The 15511-nt window shown below is 58.2% G+C and carries 17 protein-coding genes and 1 pseudogene; 5 read left to right on the top strand and 13 right to left on the bottom strand.

The window, feature by feature from the left end; genetic code table 11:
* Window positions 1-8: 8 nt before the first annotated feature.
* From KP808_RS06465 to ffh, 8 genes are all read right to left on the bottom strand, one after another.
* The gene (locus KP808_RS06465; protein WP_002552527.1) at window positions 9-1313 is read right to left on the bottom strand and encodes a homoserine dehydrogenase; all 1305 of its coding nucleotides are present in this window, start codon (window positions 1311-1313) and stop codon (window positions 9-11) included.
* Window positions 1314-1458: 145 nt separating this feature from the next.
* On the bottom strand, window positions 1459-2199 hold the full coding sequence (dsbC, locus tag KP808_RS06460; RefSeq protein ID WP_002552526.1) for a bifunctional protein-disulfide isomerase/oxidoreductase DsbC: 741 nt from the start codon (window positions 2197-2199) through the stop codon (window positions 1459-1461).
* Between the two features lie 145 nt (window positions 2200-2344).
* Entirely contained in the window at window positions 2345-3241 is an 897-nt protein-coding gene (xerD, locus tag KP808_RS06455) for a site-specific tyrosine recombinase XerD (RefSeq protein WP_122280210.1), read from the bottom strand.
* A 102-nt stretch (window positions 3242-3343) separates the two neighbouring features.
* Window positions 3344-3694 (bottom strand): 50S ribosomal protein L19, encoded by a 351-nt coding sequence (rplS, locus tag KP808_RS06450; protein WP_002552524.1) that lies wholly within the window; start codon window positions 3692-3694, stop codon window positions 3344-3346.
* A 44-nt stretch (window positions 3695-3738) separates the two neighbouring features.
* Window positions 3739-4491, bottom strand: a complete 753-nt coding sequence (gene trmD, locus KP808_RS06445) for a tRNA (guanosine(37)-N1)-methyltransferase TrmD (protein ID WP_002552523.1) — start codon at window positions 4489-4491, stop codon at window positions 3739-3741.
* A gap of 5 nt (window positions 4492-4496) precedes the next feature.
* Entirely contained in the window at window positions 4497-5036 is a 540-nt protein-coding gene (gene rimM, locus KP808_RS06440) for a ribosome maturation factor RimM (protein ID WP_002552522.1), read from the bottom strand.
* Window positions 5037-5041: 5 nt separating this feature from the next.
* The gene (rpsP, locus tag KP808_RS06435; RefSeq protein WP_002552521.1) at window positions 5042-5299 is read right to left on the bottom strand and encodes a 30S ribosomal protein S16; all 258 of its coding nucleotides are present in this window, start codon (window positions 5297-5299) and stop codon (window positions 5042-5044) included.
* A 247-nt stretch (window positions 5300-5546) separates the two neighbouring features.
* On the bottom strand, window positions 5547-6923 hold the full coding sequence (ffh, locus tag KP808_RS06430; protein ID WP_002552520.1) for a signal recognition particle protein: 1377 nt from the start codon (window positions 6921-6923) through the stop codon (window positions 5547-5549).
* A gap of 213 nt (window positions 6924-7136) precedes the next feature.
* Between ffh and KP808_RS06425 the strand changes: the two genes are divergently transcribed.
* From KP808_RS06425 to KP808_RS06415, 3 genes are all read left to right on the top strand, one after another.
* Entirely contained in the window at window positions 7137-7949 is an 813-nt protein-coding gene (locus KP808_RS06425; protein ID WP_058407374.1) for a cytochrome C assembly family protein, read from the top strand.
* Window positions 7950-7961: 12 nt separating this feature from the next.
* On the top strand, window positions 7962-9209 hold the full coding sequence (locus KP808_RS06420) for a CNNM domain-containing protein (RefSeq protein ID WP_058407375.1): 1248 nt from the start codon (window positions 7962-7964) through the stop codon (window positions 9207-9209).
* Between the two features lie 149 nt (window positions 9210-9358).
* Entirely contained in the window at window positions 9359-10669 is a 1311-nt protein-coding gene (locus tag KP808_RS06415) for an MFS transporter (protein WP_058407376.1), read from the top strand.
* Between the two features lie 56 nt (window positions 10670-10725).
* Here the strand turns inward: KP808_RS06415 and purT are convergent, their stop codons facing one another.
* From purT to KP808_RS06390, 5 genes are all read right to left on the bottom strand, one after another.
* The gene (purT, locus tag KP808_RS06410) at window positions 10726-11907 is read right to left on the bottom strand and encodes a formate-dependent phosphoribosylglycinamide formyltransferase (protein ID WP_058407377.1); all 1182 of its coding nucleotides are present in this window, start codon (window positions 11905-11907) and stop codon (window positions 10726-10728) included.
* A gap of 103 nt (window positions 11908-12010) precedes the next feature.
* Entirely contained in the window at window positions 12011-12478 is a 468-nt protein-coding gene (locus KP808_RS06405) for a preQ0 transporter (RefSeq protein ID WP_004666056.1), read from the bottom strand.
* 198 nt (window positions 12479-12676) lie between these two features.
* Window positions 12677-12895 (bottom strand): DUF1289 domain-containing protein, encoded by a 219-nt coding sequence (locus KP808_RS06400; protein ID WP_122259228.1) that lies wholly within the window; start codon window positions 12893-12895, stop codon window positions 12677-12679.
* Window positions 12895-13419, bottom strand: a complete 525-nt coding sequence (locus KP808_RS06395; RefSeq protein WP_002552513.1) for a gamma carbonic anhydrase family protein — start codon at window positions 13417-13419, stop codon at window positions 12895-12897. Before KP808_RS06395 ends, KP808_RS06400 begins: the two co-directional genes overlap by 1 nt.
* A gap of 107 nt (window positions 13420-13526) precedes the next feature.
* Window positions 13527-14123: a CoA pyrophosphatase gene (locus KP808_RS06390; RefSeq protein WP_044323865.1), complete on the bottom strand. Its 597-nt coding sequence runs from the start codon at window positions 14121-14123 to the stop codon at window positions 13527-13529.
* Window positions 14124-14273: 150 nt separating this feature from the next.
* On the opposite strand from KP808_RS06390, the gene KP808_RS06385 reads away from it, so the two are divergent.
* Both KP808_RS06385 and KP808_RS06380 read left to right on the top strand, forming a co-directional pair.
* On the top strand, window positions 14274-14825 hold the full coding sequence (locus KP808_RS06385; RefSeq protein ID WP_058399620.1) for an NUDIX hydrolase: 552 nt from the start codon (window positions 14274-14276) through the stop codon (window positions 14823-14825).
* Between the two features lie 204 nt (window positions 14826-15029).
* A pseudogene (locus KP808_RS06380) lies at window positions 15030-15452 on the top strand (L,D-transpeptidase family protein); the annotation flags it as partial.
* Between the last annotated feature and the right edge of the window lie 59 nt (window positions 15453-15511).

Genomic DNA, 15511 nt, shown 5'->3' with positions numbered 1-15511 from the left:
AGCTGATGTTAATTAAGATGTTCTACGCGAATACGAACCACCGGGCCAACCACGTCCTGAAGAGCTTCCAGGGCCTGAATGGCGTCATTGATGCGCTGCTCCACAACACGGTGCGTCAACAGGATCATCGGCACCAGGCCATCGTGCTCTTCGACTTCCTTTTGCATGATCGACTCTATGTTGATACCGCGCTCGGACAGGATGCTCGCCACCTGGGCCAGCACGCCCGGGTGATCCTTGGCCTGGATGCGCAGGTAGTAGGCGCTTTCACAGGCTTCGATCGGCAGAATCGGGTGCGCGGACAGCGAATCGGGCTGGAAGGCCAGATGCGGCACGCGGTTTTCCGGGTCGGAGGTCATTGCCCGCACCACGTCCACCAGATCGGCCACCACGGAGGAAGCCGTAGGCTCCATACCGGCACCGGCACCGTAGAACAGCGTCGAGCCGGACGCATCGCCATTGACCATCACCGCGTTCATCACGCCGTTGACGTTGGCAATAAGACGATCGGCCGGGATCAGCGTCGGGTGTACGCGAAGTTCGATACCCTGGGCCGTGCTGCGTGCAACGCCCAGGTGCTTGATGCGATAGCCCAGCGCCTCGGCGTAATTCACGTCGGCGGTGGTCAGTTTGGTGATGCCTTCGGTGTAGGCCTTGTCGAACTGCAGCGGGATGCCGAAGGCAATGGAGGCCAGAATGGTCAGCTTGTGCGCTGCATCGATACCCTCAACGTCGAAGGTCGGATCGGCCTCGGCATAACCCAGCGCCTGGGCTTCGGCCAGAACGTCCGGAAAGGTACGGCCCTTCTCGCGCATTTCGGTGAGGATGAAGTTGCCAGTGCCGTTGATAATGCCTGCAACCCAATTGATACGGTTTGCAGACAGCCCCTCACGGATGGCCTTGATGACCGGGATGCCGCCAGCGACAGCCGCCTCAAAGGCTACGATTACACCCTTTTCACGTGCCTTGGCGAAAATCTCGTTGCCGTGAACTGCGATCAGCGCCTTGTTGGCGGTCACTACGTGCTTGCCATGCTCGATGGCCTTGAGCACCAGATCACGGGCGATGGTGTAACCACCGATCAGTTCAACAACGATGTCGATTTCAGGGTTGGTCGCAACGGCAAACACATCACTGGTAGTAGGCGTACCGGCAATCTGGCAGTTGGGGTTTGGTGTACGAACCGCAATTTGCGCAACTTCGATTCCTCGCCCGGCACGGCGGGCGATCTCCTCGGCGTTACGCTGAAGTACGTTGAAGGTACCGCCACCGACAGTACCCAGCCCACATATGCCTACTTTGACCGGTTTCACTGATGAACTCCCCGAAAAACAGCCGATGCTTGATCAGCCGTGAAATCCGCCGCACGTTGCCATGCGGCTACAAATGTGAAGAGGCGCCAAAAGCACAGCCTCGTGTAGCGCATGCTTATATGAAGCATGCTGATGTGACAAAGCGTTATTTGGCGCCCATTGCCAGTTTGGCAACCTGAGCAGCAGGCTGATAGCCCGGAATCACCTGACCGTCGGCGAGGACAATCGCCGGGGTGCCGTTGACGCCGATCGACTGACCCAGCTCATATTGCTTGCTCACCGGATTGTCGCACTTGGCGGCCTTGATGTCCTTGCCGTCTACCATGCGGTCCATTGCGCTTTTGCGGTCCTTGGAACACCACACAGCCTGCAACTGCTCGTCACCCGGAGAACCCAGGCCCTGGCGCGGGAACGCCATGTAACGGACTTCAACGCCCATTTTGTTCAACTGCCCGACTTCTTCGTGCAGTTTGTGGCAATACGGGCAGGTAGTGTCGGTGAATACCGTGATGTGCGATTTGGTCTCGCCCACCGCCGGGTAGATCACCATTTCGGAAAGCGGAATGGCATTGATGGTCTTGGCAATGGCCAGTCGCTCGGTCTTCTCGGTCAGGTTGACCGGCTTGCCGTTCTGCACCTGAAACAGGTAGCCCTGAACCACGAACTGGCCGTCGGCGCTGGCGTAAAGCACGCGACCGCCCTTGAGCTTCACTTCATAAAGGCCATTGAGCGGGCTCGGCGAGATGCTCTCGACCGGCAACTGCAATTCCAGCGAATCGAGGGTCTTGCGGATGGCCTGATCAGGGGCAGCATCAGCCAGGGCAGACATACTGAATGTGCCGGCCAGCAGTAAAGCGGCGGCAGCGAAAATCTGGGGCAAACGCATGGAAACTCCTATGACGACGGGCAGACTGGCGGCGGTCGAAAAAAGGGGCGCCAGCCTTGATATGCGAAACCGGCAAAGCCTACCACATAAGGCTCGCGGGGCCGACTCGGAGCGACGTAAGAAGCTTCGCAAAATACGTCGTGAGTCAACCGCGTGGATGATGCTTGGCATGCAATTCCTGCAACCGCGCCCGTGCCACATGGGTGTAGATCTGGGTCGTCGAAAGATCGCTGTGCCCCAGCAACATCTGCACCACCCGCAAGTCAGCGCCGTGATTGAGCAGATGGGTGGCGAAGGCATGGCGCAGGGTGTGCGGTGACAGGGATTTGCCGATGCCCGCAACCGTCGCCTGATGCTTGATACGGTGCCAGAAGGTCTGCCGGGTCATCTGATCGCCGCGGGTGCTGGGGAACAGAACGTCACTGGGCTTCCCGCCCAACAACTCGTCGCGGGCACCGCGCAGGTAGCGCTCTACCCAGACAATGGCCTCCTCGCCCATGGGCACCAGCCGTTCCTTGCTGCCTTTGCCCATCACCCGCAGCACACCCTGGCGCAGGTTGACCTGCTCCAGTGTCAGGCTGATCAGTTCGGTCACCCGCAGACCGCAGGCATACAGCACTTCCAGCATGGCACGGTCACGCTCGCCGATGGCCTCACTCAGGTCGGGTGCTGCCAGCAGCGCTTCGACGTCGGCTTCGGAGAGTGACTTGGGCAATGGCTTGCCCAACTGAGGCATATCGATCTGCAGAGTTGGATCGAGCGTGATGAGCTTTTCACGCAGCAGGTAACGATAGAAGCCTCGGGCACCGGATAAAAAGCGCGCTGTAGAGCGCGGTTTGTAGGCATTTTCAACGCGCCACGCAAGATGATCGAGGATGACCTCGCGTCCGGCACTGGGCAGATCAACGTTGCGCTCCTGCAGCCAGCCGTTGAACAGCGCCAGGTCGCTGCGGTAGGAATCGCGGGTGTTATCGGACAGCCCCTTTTCAAGCCAGAGCGCATCCAGAAACCGGTCAATCAGCGGGTGGTCGATGGCAGCCATTTCAACTCAGTATGTGCGTGATACGCCGAAGACGAATTTTCAAACATCAGATAGCAAAAAGGCAGCCCGAAGGCTGCCTTTTTTATGCATCGAAAAACTGTATCAGGACAGTTTTTCCTTGATGCGCGCTGCTTTACCGGACAGGTCACGCAGGTAGTACAGTTTGGCCTTGCGAACGTCACCGCGACGTTTCACAGCCATGCTGTCGATTTGCGGGCTGTAAGTCTGGAAAGTACGCTCAACGCCAACACCGTTGGAGATTTTACGAACAGTGAAAGCACTGTTCACGCCACGGTTACGCTTGGCAATTACAACGCCTTCGAATGCTTGCAGACGAGCGCGGTCGCCTTCCTTCACTTTAACCTGAACGACGATGGTGTCGCCTGGTGCAAAGGTAGGGATCTCTTTGGTCATCTGCTCTGCTTCGAGGGCAAGAATGATTTTGTTAGTCATGCTGGTGCTCCTAAGGTAATCCGTATGGATCGACCATCGATACGTTAACTATCGTCCCGCTCGCGGATGTATTCCGCCAGCAGCTTCTTCTCTTCTCCAGAAAGCGAGCGGCTTTCCAGAAGATCAGCGCGTCGTTCATAGGTCCGCCCAAGGGACTGCTGTAAACGCCAACGCCGGATGTGCGCGTGATTGCCACTTAGCAACACGTCGGGAACACGCTGATCCGCATACACCTCAGGTCGGGTGTAGTGCGGGCAATCCAGCAGACCGTCCGTGAAGGAATCTTCCTCCGCGGAGTCCACATGCCCTAAAGCTCCAGGCAGCAGCCGCGTAACCGCGTCAATCAGGACCATAGCCGGCAGCTCGCCACCGGAAAGAACATAGTCACCAATCGACCACTCTTCATCGACATGAGCATCAATAAAACGCTCGTCAATGCCTTCATAACGACCGGCGATGAGGATAATCGCTTCCTCCTGCGCCAGTTCGCGTACCGCAGACTGATTCAGCTGGCGGCCTTGTGGCGACAGGTAAATAACCTTCGCCGCATCCCCTGCCGCTTGCCTGGCCTGAACCAGAGCATCTTCAAGGGGCTTGATCTTCATCACCATGCCCGGACCACCGCCAAATGGGCGATCATCCACAGTGTGATGGCGATCAGTGGTGTAATCCCGCGGATTCCAACAAGTCAGCTGCAACAGCCCTTGTTTCACCGCACGGCTGGTAATGCCGTATTCGCTGATGGCGGAAAACATCTCGGGAAACAGACTGATGACTTCTATGCGCAGGCTTGCCATGGCATTCAGAAGTCCGCGTCCCAATCCACCTTCATCTCGCCAGCAGCCATATCGATTGCCAACACGCATTGCTCCGTATAGGGCAACAGGCGTTCACGATCATCCAGGCTACCCGCGCAGGGCTTTACAACCATTACATCGTTCGAACCGGTTTCGAGCAGGTGATCGATTTTCCCGAGCAGTTGCCCGAGTTGGTCGATGACCTTGAGGCCTTCAAGCTGGTACCAGTAGTACTCGCCATCGTCCAGATCAGGGAACAGGTTACGCGGCACGCAGATTTCGTAACCGGAGAGAAGACGAGCTTCTTCACGATCATCGAGACCTTTGAGCTTTGCGACCAGAAACTTGCTTTGCAAGCGTCCGCTGACCAGCTCCACCTGTTTCTCAACGCTGCCTTCGCGCCGAAGCGTCCAGGTTTTGTAGTCCAACAGGTTTCCAATCGGATCAGTAAAGGAAAAGACCTTCACTTCGCCGCGAACGCCATGAACCGAGTAAATCTTGCCAATGACGATCAGATCGTCGGCAGATGCAGGCGTCGCGTTCATAAGACTCAGGCCGCGGCCTTGGTCTTGTTGTGCTCTTTGAGCAGCTGGGCAACGCGCTCGGAAGTTTGTGCACCAACGCTCAACCAGTAGTTGACGCGTTCTTCGTTAACGGACAGACGGATTTCCTGACCACGGGCAACCGGGTTGAAGAAACCAACCTGTTCCTTGTGGGAACCGTCACGAGCGTTGCGGCTGTCGGTTACGGTCAAGTGGTAAAACGGGCGCTTTTTGGAGCCGCCAAGGGCAAGACGGATGGTTAGCATTGAACATCGTTCCTGTAGTCGGTGCTGCAAATCTAAGATGCACAGCGGGCATAGGTGCCCGAAAGGCCGCATATTCTAAGGAATATCCCGACTTTTGCAAATGTCTTTTTCCGGCGCCTATCGGCATGCCTTCCAGATTTGCGAGGGAGCTGTCGGTATGACAGCAGGTAAAAGCCCGCATAACGCGGGCTGACCGGGGGTCGCCCCCCGTGTGGGACGCGTGCAAAGAGGCTTGCACGCGACGCAATTACATTTTTGGCATGCCGCCGCCAGGGAGCATTCCGCCCATGCCGCGCATCATTTTTGCCATTCCGCCCTTGGCGGAGAACTTCTTCATCATCTTCTGCATCTGTTTGTGCTGCTTGATCAGACGCCCGATGTCCTGCACCTGGGTACCCGAGCCCATTGCAATACGGCGCTTGCGCGAGCCGCTGATCAGGTCCGGGTCACGGCGTTCGCCAGGCGTCATCGAGTTGATGATGGCTTCCATCTGCTTGAACTGCTTCTCGGCCGCGCCCTGGGCATTGCCCATCTGCGCAAGATTGACGCCGCCGATGCTTGGCAGCTTGTCCATGAGGCCGCCAAGGCCGCCCATGTTTTTCATCTGCTGCAACTGATCGCGGAAGTCTTCGAGATCGAAGCCTTTGCCTTTCTTGAGCTTTTTCGCCAGCTTGTCGGCTTTATCCTTGTCGAGAGTCTGTTCAGCCTGCTCGATAAGGCTGAGCACATCGCCCATGCCAAGGATTCGCGACGCGATACGGTCAGGGTGGAAAGGCTCCAGCGCCTCGCTCTTCTCGCCCATACCGATGAACTTGATCGGCTTGCCGGTAATTGCACGCACCGACAGGGCCGCACCACCGCGTGCATCACCGTCGACCTTGGTGAGGATCACACCGGTCAGCGGCAGTGCATCGCCGAAGGCCTTGGCGGTGTTGGCCGCATCCTGACCGGTCATGGCATCGACCACGAACAGCGTTTCAGCTGGCTTGGTCGCAGCATGCAGCGCCTGGATCTCGCCCATCATCTCGACATCGACGTGCAGACGACCGGCGGTATCGACGATAACTACGTCAATAAACTTGAGCTTGGCTTCTTTAATGGCCGCCAAGGCGATGTCGACCGGCTTCTGGCTGATATCGGAGGCGAAGAACGTCACACCGATGTCGTTGGCCAGGGTTTCGAGCTGCTTGATGGCGGCAGGACGGTAGACGTCGACCGACACCACCATCACGGTTTTCTTCTTGCGCTCTTTAAGGAAGCGCGCCAGCTTGCCGGCGGTAGTGGTCTTGCCCGCACCCTGCAGGCCCGCCATGAGGATGACGGCAGGCGGCGTGACATTGAGCACCAGATCTTCGTTGGCAGCGCCCATCAGGCTTTCGAGTTCGGCCTGGACGATCTTCACGAACGCCTGGCCTGGTGTCAGGCTGCGCGACACCTCGGTGCCGACGGCGCGCTCCTTGACGTTGTTGACGAAGTCTTTGACCACCGGCAAGGCGACGTCGGCTTCAAGCAACGCCATACGCACTTCGCGCAAGGTATCTTTGATGTTGTCCTCGTTCAGCTTGGCCTTGCCAGTAACATGGCGCAGCGTCTGCGAGAGGCGGTCAGTCAGGTTTTCAAACATGCGCGATCCTTTCAGGCTCTCGTCGAACCCCGGTTGATGCGGCCCGGCCCGTAATGCAGAAATGGCGCTCGGCGAGCCTGCGGCTTGAGCAGGTCGCGGATTATAGCGAAGACTCCGCCGCACGGACACCACGCAGTCTGCTTCTGTGGTCTTTCGTGATTTGCCGGTTCTATGCCAAACTCAACGTCTTTTCAGGCCCGTCCATCAGGATCTATGTCCCCTTTGCCACCCAGCCTGCTTCCCAGCCTCGCCGCCGCCGTTCTGTACGCCGCTGCGACCGTCTATCAGAGCCTGCGCCTGAGCCAGGCCGTCAAGCCCGACAAGCGGCTGCTTTGCCTGCTCGGTACGCTGGCGGTGATCGCACACGCCACCGGTCTGTTTTCCCAACTGACGCATTCCGTCGGCCTGGGTCTGGACTTTTTCAACTCGGCCAGCCTTATCGCCGCGTCAGTGATCGTTGTGACCCTGATCGCCACGTCACGCATTCCGGTGGAAAACCTGCTGGTGCTGCTGTTCCCATTGGGAATGGTCACCGTGATGCTCGCCCAGTTCGCCCCCAGCGGCACCGTACAGCCGATCATGGAAGAACCCGGCATCCTGAGCCATATCCTGCTGTCGCTGCTGGCTTACGGGATGTTCACCATTGCCGTATTCCAGGCGTTGCTGTTGCTGTTGCAGGACTACCGGCTCAAGCACAAGCACCCTTCCGGACTGATCAAGAACTTCCCGCCGCTGCAAACCATGGAAAGCCTTTTGTTCGGCTTTCTCTGGGCTGGCTGGACACTGCTTTCACTGTCGCTGATTTCCGGCTGGCTGTTCGTTGAAAACCTGTTTGCCCAGCATCTGGTGCACAAGACCCTGCTGGCTTGCCTGGCCTGGGTCGTGTTCAGCGTACTGCTGTGGGGGCGCAATCGCCTTGGATGGCGAGGCCACAAAGCCATTCGCTGGACCCTGGGCGGCTTCTGCCTGCTGATGCTCGCCTACTTCGGCAGCAAGCTGGTACGCGAATTCATCCTGCACATCTGACGGGCCCTGATCATGGATAATCTGCCCCTTGGCCCACTGCTTGGCGTCCTCGCCCTCCTTATGCTCTGGGCTGGTCTGCTGACGTCAGTCGAAGCCGCGCACCATCAACTCAAGGCAATGCGCGCCGCCAGCCGCTCGGACAAGGCTGCGCCGCTTCCCGAGCTGGCGTTCAACCTGAACAGCCTGATCCTGGGCAATACGCTGATCAGGGTGTTGATCACCGTAATCGCAACACTGATTGCTGCCAATTACTGGCTCTACAACGGCCCGACCGTGGCATGGCTGGGCACCGTGAGCGTCATGCTGGTGTTCGCCGAATACATACCGCGCCGCCTGGCGAACCGTCACCCTGTCTCGACACTGCTACTGGGCAATGGCGTACTGCGCATTCCAATGAAGATCGTCTGGCCGCTGGCCTACGTATTCAATGTGCTCGCCAAAACGCTGCTGCGCCCGTTTCTGTCACGCCACGTGCAGCAACAGGAGCAGAACTTCGAAGACGATGTGCAGAAAGCCAACCGCCACGACGTTGTTCACGAGCATTATCCGCGCGCCAGCGTGCTGTCGGGCATCCGCGCACTGGACAGCATAACGGTCAATGACATCCTGATACCGCGCAACGAGGTGGATGGCGTCAACCTTGATGATCCGATGGAGCTGATCATCGAGCGCCTGATCATTTCACGTCACACACGCCTGCCGGTCTATCACAACGACATAAATCAGGTTCAGGGCGTCATCAATACACGCGACATCAGCCACCTGCTACCCAAAGGCACACTGACCAAAGAGCAGTTGCTCGCAGTCTGCTACGAGCCTTATTTCGTTCCGGAAAGCACTCCGTTGCAGTTGCAGCTGCTGAATTTCCACAAACAGCAGCGCCGCCTCGGCGTGGTGGTTGATGAGTACGGGGAAGTGCTGGGTATCGTCACCCTTGAAGACATTCTTGAAGAGATCGTCGGCGAGTTCGAAAGCGAGCAGCGGCTGGACAATCCCCACGTCAAGCAACAGGAAGACGGACGCCTTGAGGTGGAAGGTGCTGCGTCCATTCGCGAACTAAATAAAAGCCTTGGCTGGCACCTGCCTTCCGATGGTCCGAAAACCGTTAACGGGTTGGTTACCGAAGCACTGGAAACCATTCCAGACGCTCCGGTCTGCCTGAAAATAGGGCCTTACCGGCTGGAAATTCTCGAGACCGAAGACAATCGCGTCAAGCGCGTGGCCATGTGGCAGAACACCCTCGTTCGCACCTTCAAATAGATTTCTGCCTTCAAATAGATCCCGGCGACACCCTTGCCTCTCGCCCCATTCGGGTTACTCTGCTCGACGCTTTACCCACAATCACAATAATGAATGCTTGCCGGAGCACGGTCCTTGCCGCCCGGCGAGTCGACAGTCAGGGAATCTGCATGATCAGCACCCCGCTCTCTCGCGAAGATAATGCCGCGCCCGTAAAACCGGTGAATTCGGCGACCCGCATCGCCACAGCCAGCTTCATCGGCACAGCTATCGAGTTCTACGACTTTTACGTTTACGCCACTGCCGCTGCCCTGGTGATAGGTCCTGTGTTTTTTCCGCAGACCTCAGGCACGGCACAGATGCTGTCTTCATTTCTGACCTTCGGTATCGCGTTTCTCGCCCGCCCCCTCGGGTCGGCGCTGTTCGGTCATTTTGGCGACCGGATCGGGCGTAAATCGACCCTGGTGGCGTCGTTGCTGTTGATGGGTATCTGCACCACGCTGATCGGCATATTGCCTGGTTACGCGACTATTGGCGCGTGGGCACCGATCCTGCTGTGTGTCCTGCGCTTTGGTCAGGGGCTTGGCCTGGGTGGGGAATGGGGTGGCGCTGCGCTACTGGCGACCGAGAACGCCCCGAAAGGCAAGCGAGCCTGGTTCGGCATGTTTCCACAGCTGGGACCCTCGATCGGGTTTCTGGCCGCCAATGGCCTGTTTCTGGCACTGGCCATGACGCTCACCGATGAGCAATTCCGCTCGTGGGGCTGGCGAATCCCGTTTCTGCTCAGCGCCGTGCTGGTCATGGTCGGGCTGTACGTGCGCCTGAAGCTGGAGGAAACCCCGGTCTTCGCCAAGGCCATGGCCCATCACCAACGCGTCAGCCTGCCGATCGTGGAAACCTTCAGCCAGCACTGGCGGCCCATGCTGCTTGGGGCAGCGTCGATGGTCGTCTGTTATGCGCTGTTTTATATCTCGACGGTGTTTTCATTGAGTTACGGTGTGGCCACGCTGGGCTATACCCGTGAAACGTTTCTGGGGCTGCTGTGCTTTGCGGTGCTGTTCATGGCGGCTGCCACCCCATTGGCGGCACTGGCAAGCGACCGCTTCGGGCGCAAGCCGGTACTGATTGTTGGCGGTGTGCTGGCGATTCTGTCAGGTTTCACCATGGAACCACTGTTAACCCACGGCAGCACCTGGGCTGTGGCGTTGTTTCTGTGCATCGAGCTGTTTCTGATGGGCATTACGTTTGCCCCCATGGGCGCACTGCTGCCAGAACTGTTCCCGACACAGGTTCGCTACACAGGCGCATCGGCGGCGTACAACCTGGGCGGAATCGTCGGCGCTTCGGTTGCACCCTTCTTCGCCCAGAAACTGGTGGCGATGGGCGGCTTGAGCTGGGTGGGCGGGTATGTATCTGCAGCTGCGCTGATCAGCGTGCTGGCGGTGTTGAGCCTGAAGGAAACTCGGGATAGGGAGCTATAAGCCTCAAGCTGCAAGCAAGAGCACCACACTCCTGCTTGTAGCTTGCAGCTGCACCCTTACAACTTTACGTCTACCGCTTGCGATGCTCGGGTCGCTTTGGCCCGCGCGGCTTCGATGGACTCATCGCGAGCCAGGGCAACGCCCATGCGGCGTTGACCGTTGACTTCCGGTTTGCCGAACAGGCGCAACGCGGTGTCAGGCTCGGCCAGCGCCGCGCCGAGGTTAGCGAAAGCGGTCTGAGTGGACTGGCCTTCGACCAGAATCACTGCGGAAGCAGATGGCCCGAACTGGCGGATCAACGGGATCGGCAGGCCGAGAATCGCGCGAGCGTGCAGGGCAAACTGCGACAGGTCCTGAGAAATCAGGGTGACCAGACCGGTGTCGTGCGGGCGCGGCGAGACTTCGCTGAACCACACTTGATCGCCCTTGATGAACAGCTCGACGCCGAACATGCCACGACCACCCAATGCCTCGGTCACCGCCCTTGCAACACGCTCAGACTCTGCCAACGCTACCGGGCTCATGGCCTGCGGCTGCCAGGATTCCTGATAGTCGCCCTTCTCCTGGCGATGGCCAACCGGCGCGCAGAACGTGGTGCCACCGATGTGACGCACGGTCAGCAGGGTGATTTCGTAATCGAAGTCGATGAAACCTTCGACAATGACGCGGCCCTTGCCAGCGCGACCGCCTTCCTGCGCGTAATCCCAGGCTTTCTGCACGTCATCGGCGCTCTTGAGCAGGCTTTGCCCTTTGCCCGACGAACTCATGACCGGCTTGACCACGCACGGGAAACCGAGGTCTTCGACCGCCTTGCTGTAGTCCTCGAAGGTGTCGGCAAAGTGGTAAGGCGAAGTTGGCAGTTTCAGCTCTTCGGCCGCCAGACGACGAATGCCTTCACGGTTCATGGTCAACTGTGCCGCGCGCGCGGTCGGGATCACAGTGAAGCCTTCAGCCTCAAGCTCAACCAGAGTTGCAGTGGCGATGGCTTCGATTTCCGGAACGATGAAATCCGGCTTCTCGGCCTCGATGACTGCACGCAACGCGGCACCGTCGAGCATGTTGATCACATGGCTGCGATGAGCAACCTGCATCGCGGGCGCGTTCTCATAACGGTCAACAGCGATCACTTCAACGCCCAGGCGCTGCAGCTCGATCACGACTTCCTTGCCCAGTTCGCCGCTGCCGCAGAACAGTACGCGAGTCGCGGTGGGCGACAGTGGAGTTCCGATTTGAGTCATCTCAGGTCCTCGTGAAGCAGATATCGAGGGCTGCCTGCGTTATGCAAGCAACCGCTGTGGAGAAAGGCGCGCAATTTACCACGAAGCCCCGGCAAATTGGGGCTCAGCCCGGACAAGCATTGTTGCGCGCTCGCCAGGCCATGATCATCCAGACCAGGGTCACGCCGGCGAACTTCGATGCCAGTGCAGTGAGCACAACCGGTGCAGTCAGGGCGTCGATCATGCCGAAGAAGATAAAGGTATCCAGCGGAATACTGAGTGCCGAGCTGATCCATAACCGGTCACGCAACGGGCGTCTGGTGATACTGAACACCAGCCAGTCAATGCACTCGGAGACCGCGAACGCAGTGGCGCTGGCCAGGGCAATGGTCGGATCGCTGGTGACGTAGGAAAGCACCAGCGCCACCAGCATGGCGATGATCGCGCCATGACCAAAGCGAATCTGCACCATATCGCGCAGCACAAACACCAGCCCGCCCCAGGCAGACCAGATGATGTCCAGATGCGGCGCACTGGAGAAGGCGAAGTTGATCAGCACGACACTGCCGATGTAAGCGATGAGGAAAAGCATGGAGGGTTATACGCTTGGGGAAACGGATGGCAATGATAGCTCAACGAGCCTCAACTATCGTACGACGCAGAGCGTCGAGAACTGCATTCCCACGCTGGAGCGTGCGGAACGATCAACCCGACTATCGTGCGGCGCTCTGCGTCGCATGCCTTTCTGGACGCTCTGCGTCCTCTTGCGACGCAGAGCGTCAAGCACTGATCAGCCTGCCCCGCCCACCGTCCACATCAACCCGCTGGCCCTGGCGCGCTCGTCGCACAGCCCGAGCACAACACGGCGCTCGTCGTTGCTCATCCGGCTCCACCGGGTGATCTCGTTCACGGTTCGCTGGCAACCGGTGCATATATCCTGCTCATCGAGCGCACAAATGCTCACGCAGGGAGAACGGACCGGCTTTTCAATCGGGGTATCAGTGCTCATCACTCTTCCTGCACAACCAGGTCACGGGCGTAACGCTGGGCATTGTGTACGTAATGGGCGGCGCTGGCTTCCAGCATTTTCTTCTGCACGTCGGTGAGTTCGCGCACTACTTTGCCCGGTGACCCCATGACCAGCGACCCGTCGGGAATGACCTTGTTTTCTCCGATCAGCGAATTGGCGCCGATGATGCAGTATTTACCAATCTTCGCCCCATTGAGTATGACCGCATTGATACCGATCAGGCTGTAATCGTCAACACTACAACCATGCAACATCGCGTTATGCCCAATGGTCACGCTCTTGCCGATGCTCAGGGGCGAGCCCATGTCGGTGTGCATTACCGTACCATCCTGCACGTTACTGTTTTCACCGATATGGATCAGCTCATTGTCGCCACGCAACACCGCGTTGAACCACACACTTGCCCCGGCTTCCAGCCTGACATTGCCGATCAACACTGCATTGGGAGCAACCCAGCTCTGCGGGTCGGTCTGGACACGGGATTCCCCCAGGCGATATTTCATGCAGCTTCCTCAGGCGGGTCGTACTCATGGGTACGGATTGTTATGAACAGCACTTCTTGTGAGCAGCACTTTCTGTGGACAGCACTTCTGCTGCAGGCCACTCAGGTTCAAGTGGTCGAGCGCTCGGGCGGATGATGCAGACTGATTTTGGTGTCGTACAGCACATTGACCAGCTCGACGATCATGATCGCGGTAAGCCCCCAGATCTTGTACCCGCCGTAACGGTAACTGGGCACGTACCAACTGCGGCCTTCGTAATCAATGCGGTGCGTGTGCTCACGGGTGTCCTGACGGAAGAACTCCAGCGGTACGCTGAACACCGCCGCGATCTCGCCGTCATTGGGCTGGTATTCGACAAAGTCAGGTATGACACCGACATACGGCGTGACTTTAATGCCATGTTTGGAGATAAGCGGGCTTAACGGGCCGACTACTTCGACCAGCCCGGGAGGCAGGCCGATTTCTTCCTCGGCCTCGCGCAGGGCAGTAAAAATCAGGTCCGGGTCGCCTGGATCGCGTCGTCCCCCCGGAAAAGCCACTTCGCCACCATGCGTAGACAGGCCACTGGCACGCAGGGTCAGAATCAGCTCGGGTTGTTCACTGCGGGTGACAGGCACCAGAACAGCCGCCTCGGGGAATCGTCGATCCGAGTCGAGGGTTTCGGGCGTATGATTGACTACACGGCGAAGTAGCTCATCCAGCATGGGAAATCTCGATTTGTTGCCTGTCTGGCATCATGCACCAAAGCGAGGTTGCGCCCAACCCCTTGCAAAGCAACTCCTGTCACACAGAGGGTTGCCGAGCCGCAGCACGACAGGCCAAGATAGCGACTGCGTTCACTATCGACTGACCCCATGAAATTTTGCAGCCAGTGCGGCAACCCCGTTATCCAGCGTATTCCCGAAGGCGACAGCCGATTGCGGTATGTCTGCGAGCATTGCCACACCATTCATTACCAGAATCCGAACATCGTGGCGGGCTGCCTGGTGACGCTGGGCGACAAGGTCCTGCTGTGCCGCAGGGCCATCGAACCGCGCCTGGGCTTCTGGACGTTACCGGCCGGTTTCATGGAGAACGGCGAAACCATCGAACAGGCCGCGCGGCGTGAAACCATCGAGGAAGCCTGCGCCACTCTGACCGACCTGCATCTATACACTTTGATCGACGTTCCGCATATCAATCAGGTGCATGTGTTCTATCGGGCAGAAATGGCTACTGACTCATTCGCCGCAGGAATCGAGAGTCTGGAAGTGCAGTTATTCGACGAAGCCGACATTCCGTGGTCGGACCTGGCTTTCATGACAGTCGGGCGTACCCTAGAATACTTCTTCGCGGATCGGCGTAGGCAGGTTTACCCGGTTCATACCAGCGCCCTTCCCCCGTCACGTCCGTTGCTGGACACCTGAAAGTCAGGGTCGCACACAATATCGGCGCTTTTTATAGAAAGAAGCATCTTCAGGGAAATCGTAATGCGCTGGTTGTTCGCCTTCTTTTGTATGTCATTCGTACCGCTTTCGCAGGCTGCGTTTACCCAGACCATCGTGCCCAAGGGCAGCGAACAGAAAATCATCAACAATAAAGTCATCAATACCGAGAGTATTGCCAGCAAACCGATCGACAAGGTGCTGGTACTCAAGTCGGTTCGCCAGTTGCAACTGATCAGCGGTGGCGAGGCCCTGAAGACCTATCGAATCTCTTTGGGCAAGAACCCCAAGGGCACCAAACTGCAGGAAGGCGACCAACGCACGCCGGAAGGTTTCTACTGGCTCGACTGGCGCAAGCCCAGCAATAACTACAACCTGTCGATGCACATTTCCTACCCGAACATTTCGGACTCGGCACGGGCACGTCGCGAAGGCGTGAAACCGGGCAGCATGATCATGATTCACGGTACGCCGGTGGATGAAGAGTATCCGGAGTGGTACTTCCACACGCTGGACTGGACCAACGGCTGCATCGCGCTGAAGAACAACGATATGCGGGAAATCTGGGATCTGGTGAAAGACGGGACGATGATCGAGATTCGGCCTTGAATAGGCGGCTTTGCGCATTCGCGAGCAAGCTAGCTCCCACGAGACGCTCTGAACGATAG

Source organism: Pseudomonas savastanoi (assembly GCF_020917325.1).
Classification (GTDB): Bacteria; Pseudomonadota; Gammaproteobacteria; order Pseudomonadales; family Pseudomonadaceae; genus Aquipseudomonas; species Aquipseudomonas amygdali.
The sequence above is the reverse complement of the archived record's forward strand: the minus strand, read 5'-3'. Positions and strand labels throughout refer to the sequence as shown.

Bases quoted from the DNA above. Each gene is read 5' to 3' on its own strand.
- dsbC (WP_002552526.1), bottom strand. From the start codon at position 2,199: ATGCGTTTGCCCCAGATTTTCGCTGCCGCCGCTTTACTGCTGGCCGGC.
- xerD (WP_122280210.1), bottom strand. From the start codon at position 3,241: ATGGCTGCCATCGACCACCCGCTGATTGACCGGTTTCTGGATGCGCTC.
- rplS (WP_002552524.1), bottom strand. From the start codon at position 3,694: ATGACTAACAAAATCATTCTTGCCCTCGAAGCAGAGCAGATGACCAAA.
- trmD (WP_002552523.1), bottom strand. From the start codon at position 4,491: ATGGCAAGCCTGCGCATAGAAGTCATCAGTCTGTTTCCCGAGATGTTT.
- rimM (WP_002552522.1), bottom strand. From the start codon at position 5,036: ATGAACGCGACGCCTGCATCTGCCGACGATCTGATCGTCATTGGCAAG.
- rpsP (WP_002552521.1), bottom strand. From the start codon at position 5,299: ATGCTAACCATCCGTCTTGCCCTTGGCGGCTCCAAAAAGCGCCCGTTT.
- ffh (WP_002552520.1), bottom strand. From the start codon at position 6,923: ATGTTTGAAAACCTGACTGACCGCCTCTCGCAGACGCTGCGCCATGTT.
- KP808_RS06425 (WP_058407374.1), top strand. From the start codon at position 7,137: ATGTCCCCTTTGCCACCCAGCCTGCTTCCCAGCCTCGCCGCCGCCGTT.
- KP808_RS06420 (WP_058407375.1), top strand. From the start codon at position 7,962: ATGGATAATCTGCCCCTTGGCCCACTGCTTGGCGTCCTCGCCCTCCTT.
- KP808_RS06415 (WP_058407376.1), top strand. From the start codon at position 9,359: ATGATCAGCACCCCGCTCTCTCGCGAAGATAATGCCGCGCCCGTAAAA.
- purT (WP_058407377.1), bottom strand. From the start codon at position 11,907: ATGACTCAAATCGGAACTCCACTGTCGCCCACCGCGACTCGCGTACTG.
- KP808_RS06405 (WP_004666056.1), bottom strand. From the start codon at position 12,478: ATGCTTTTCCTCATCGCTTACATCGGCAGTGTCGTGCTGATCAACTTC.
- KP808_RS06400 (WP_122259228.1), bottom strand. From the start codon at position 12,895: ATGAGCACTGATACCCCGATTGAAAAGCCGGTCCGTTCTCCCTGCGTG.
- KP808_RS06395 (WP_002552513.1), bottom strand. From the start codon at position 13,419: ATGAAATATCGCCTGGGGGAATCCCGTGTCCAGACCGACCCGCAGAGC.
- KP808_RS06390 (WP_044323865.1), bottom strand. From the start codon at position 14,123: ATGCTGGATGAGCTACTTCGCCGTGTAGTCAATCATACGCCCGAAACC.
- KP808_RS06385 (WP_058399620.1), top strand. From the start codon at position 14,274: ATGAAATTTTGCAGCCAGTGCGGCAACCCCGTTATCCAGCGTATTCCC.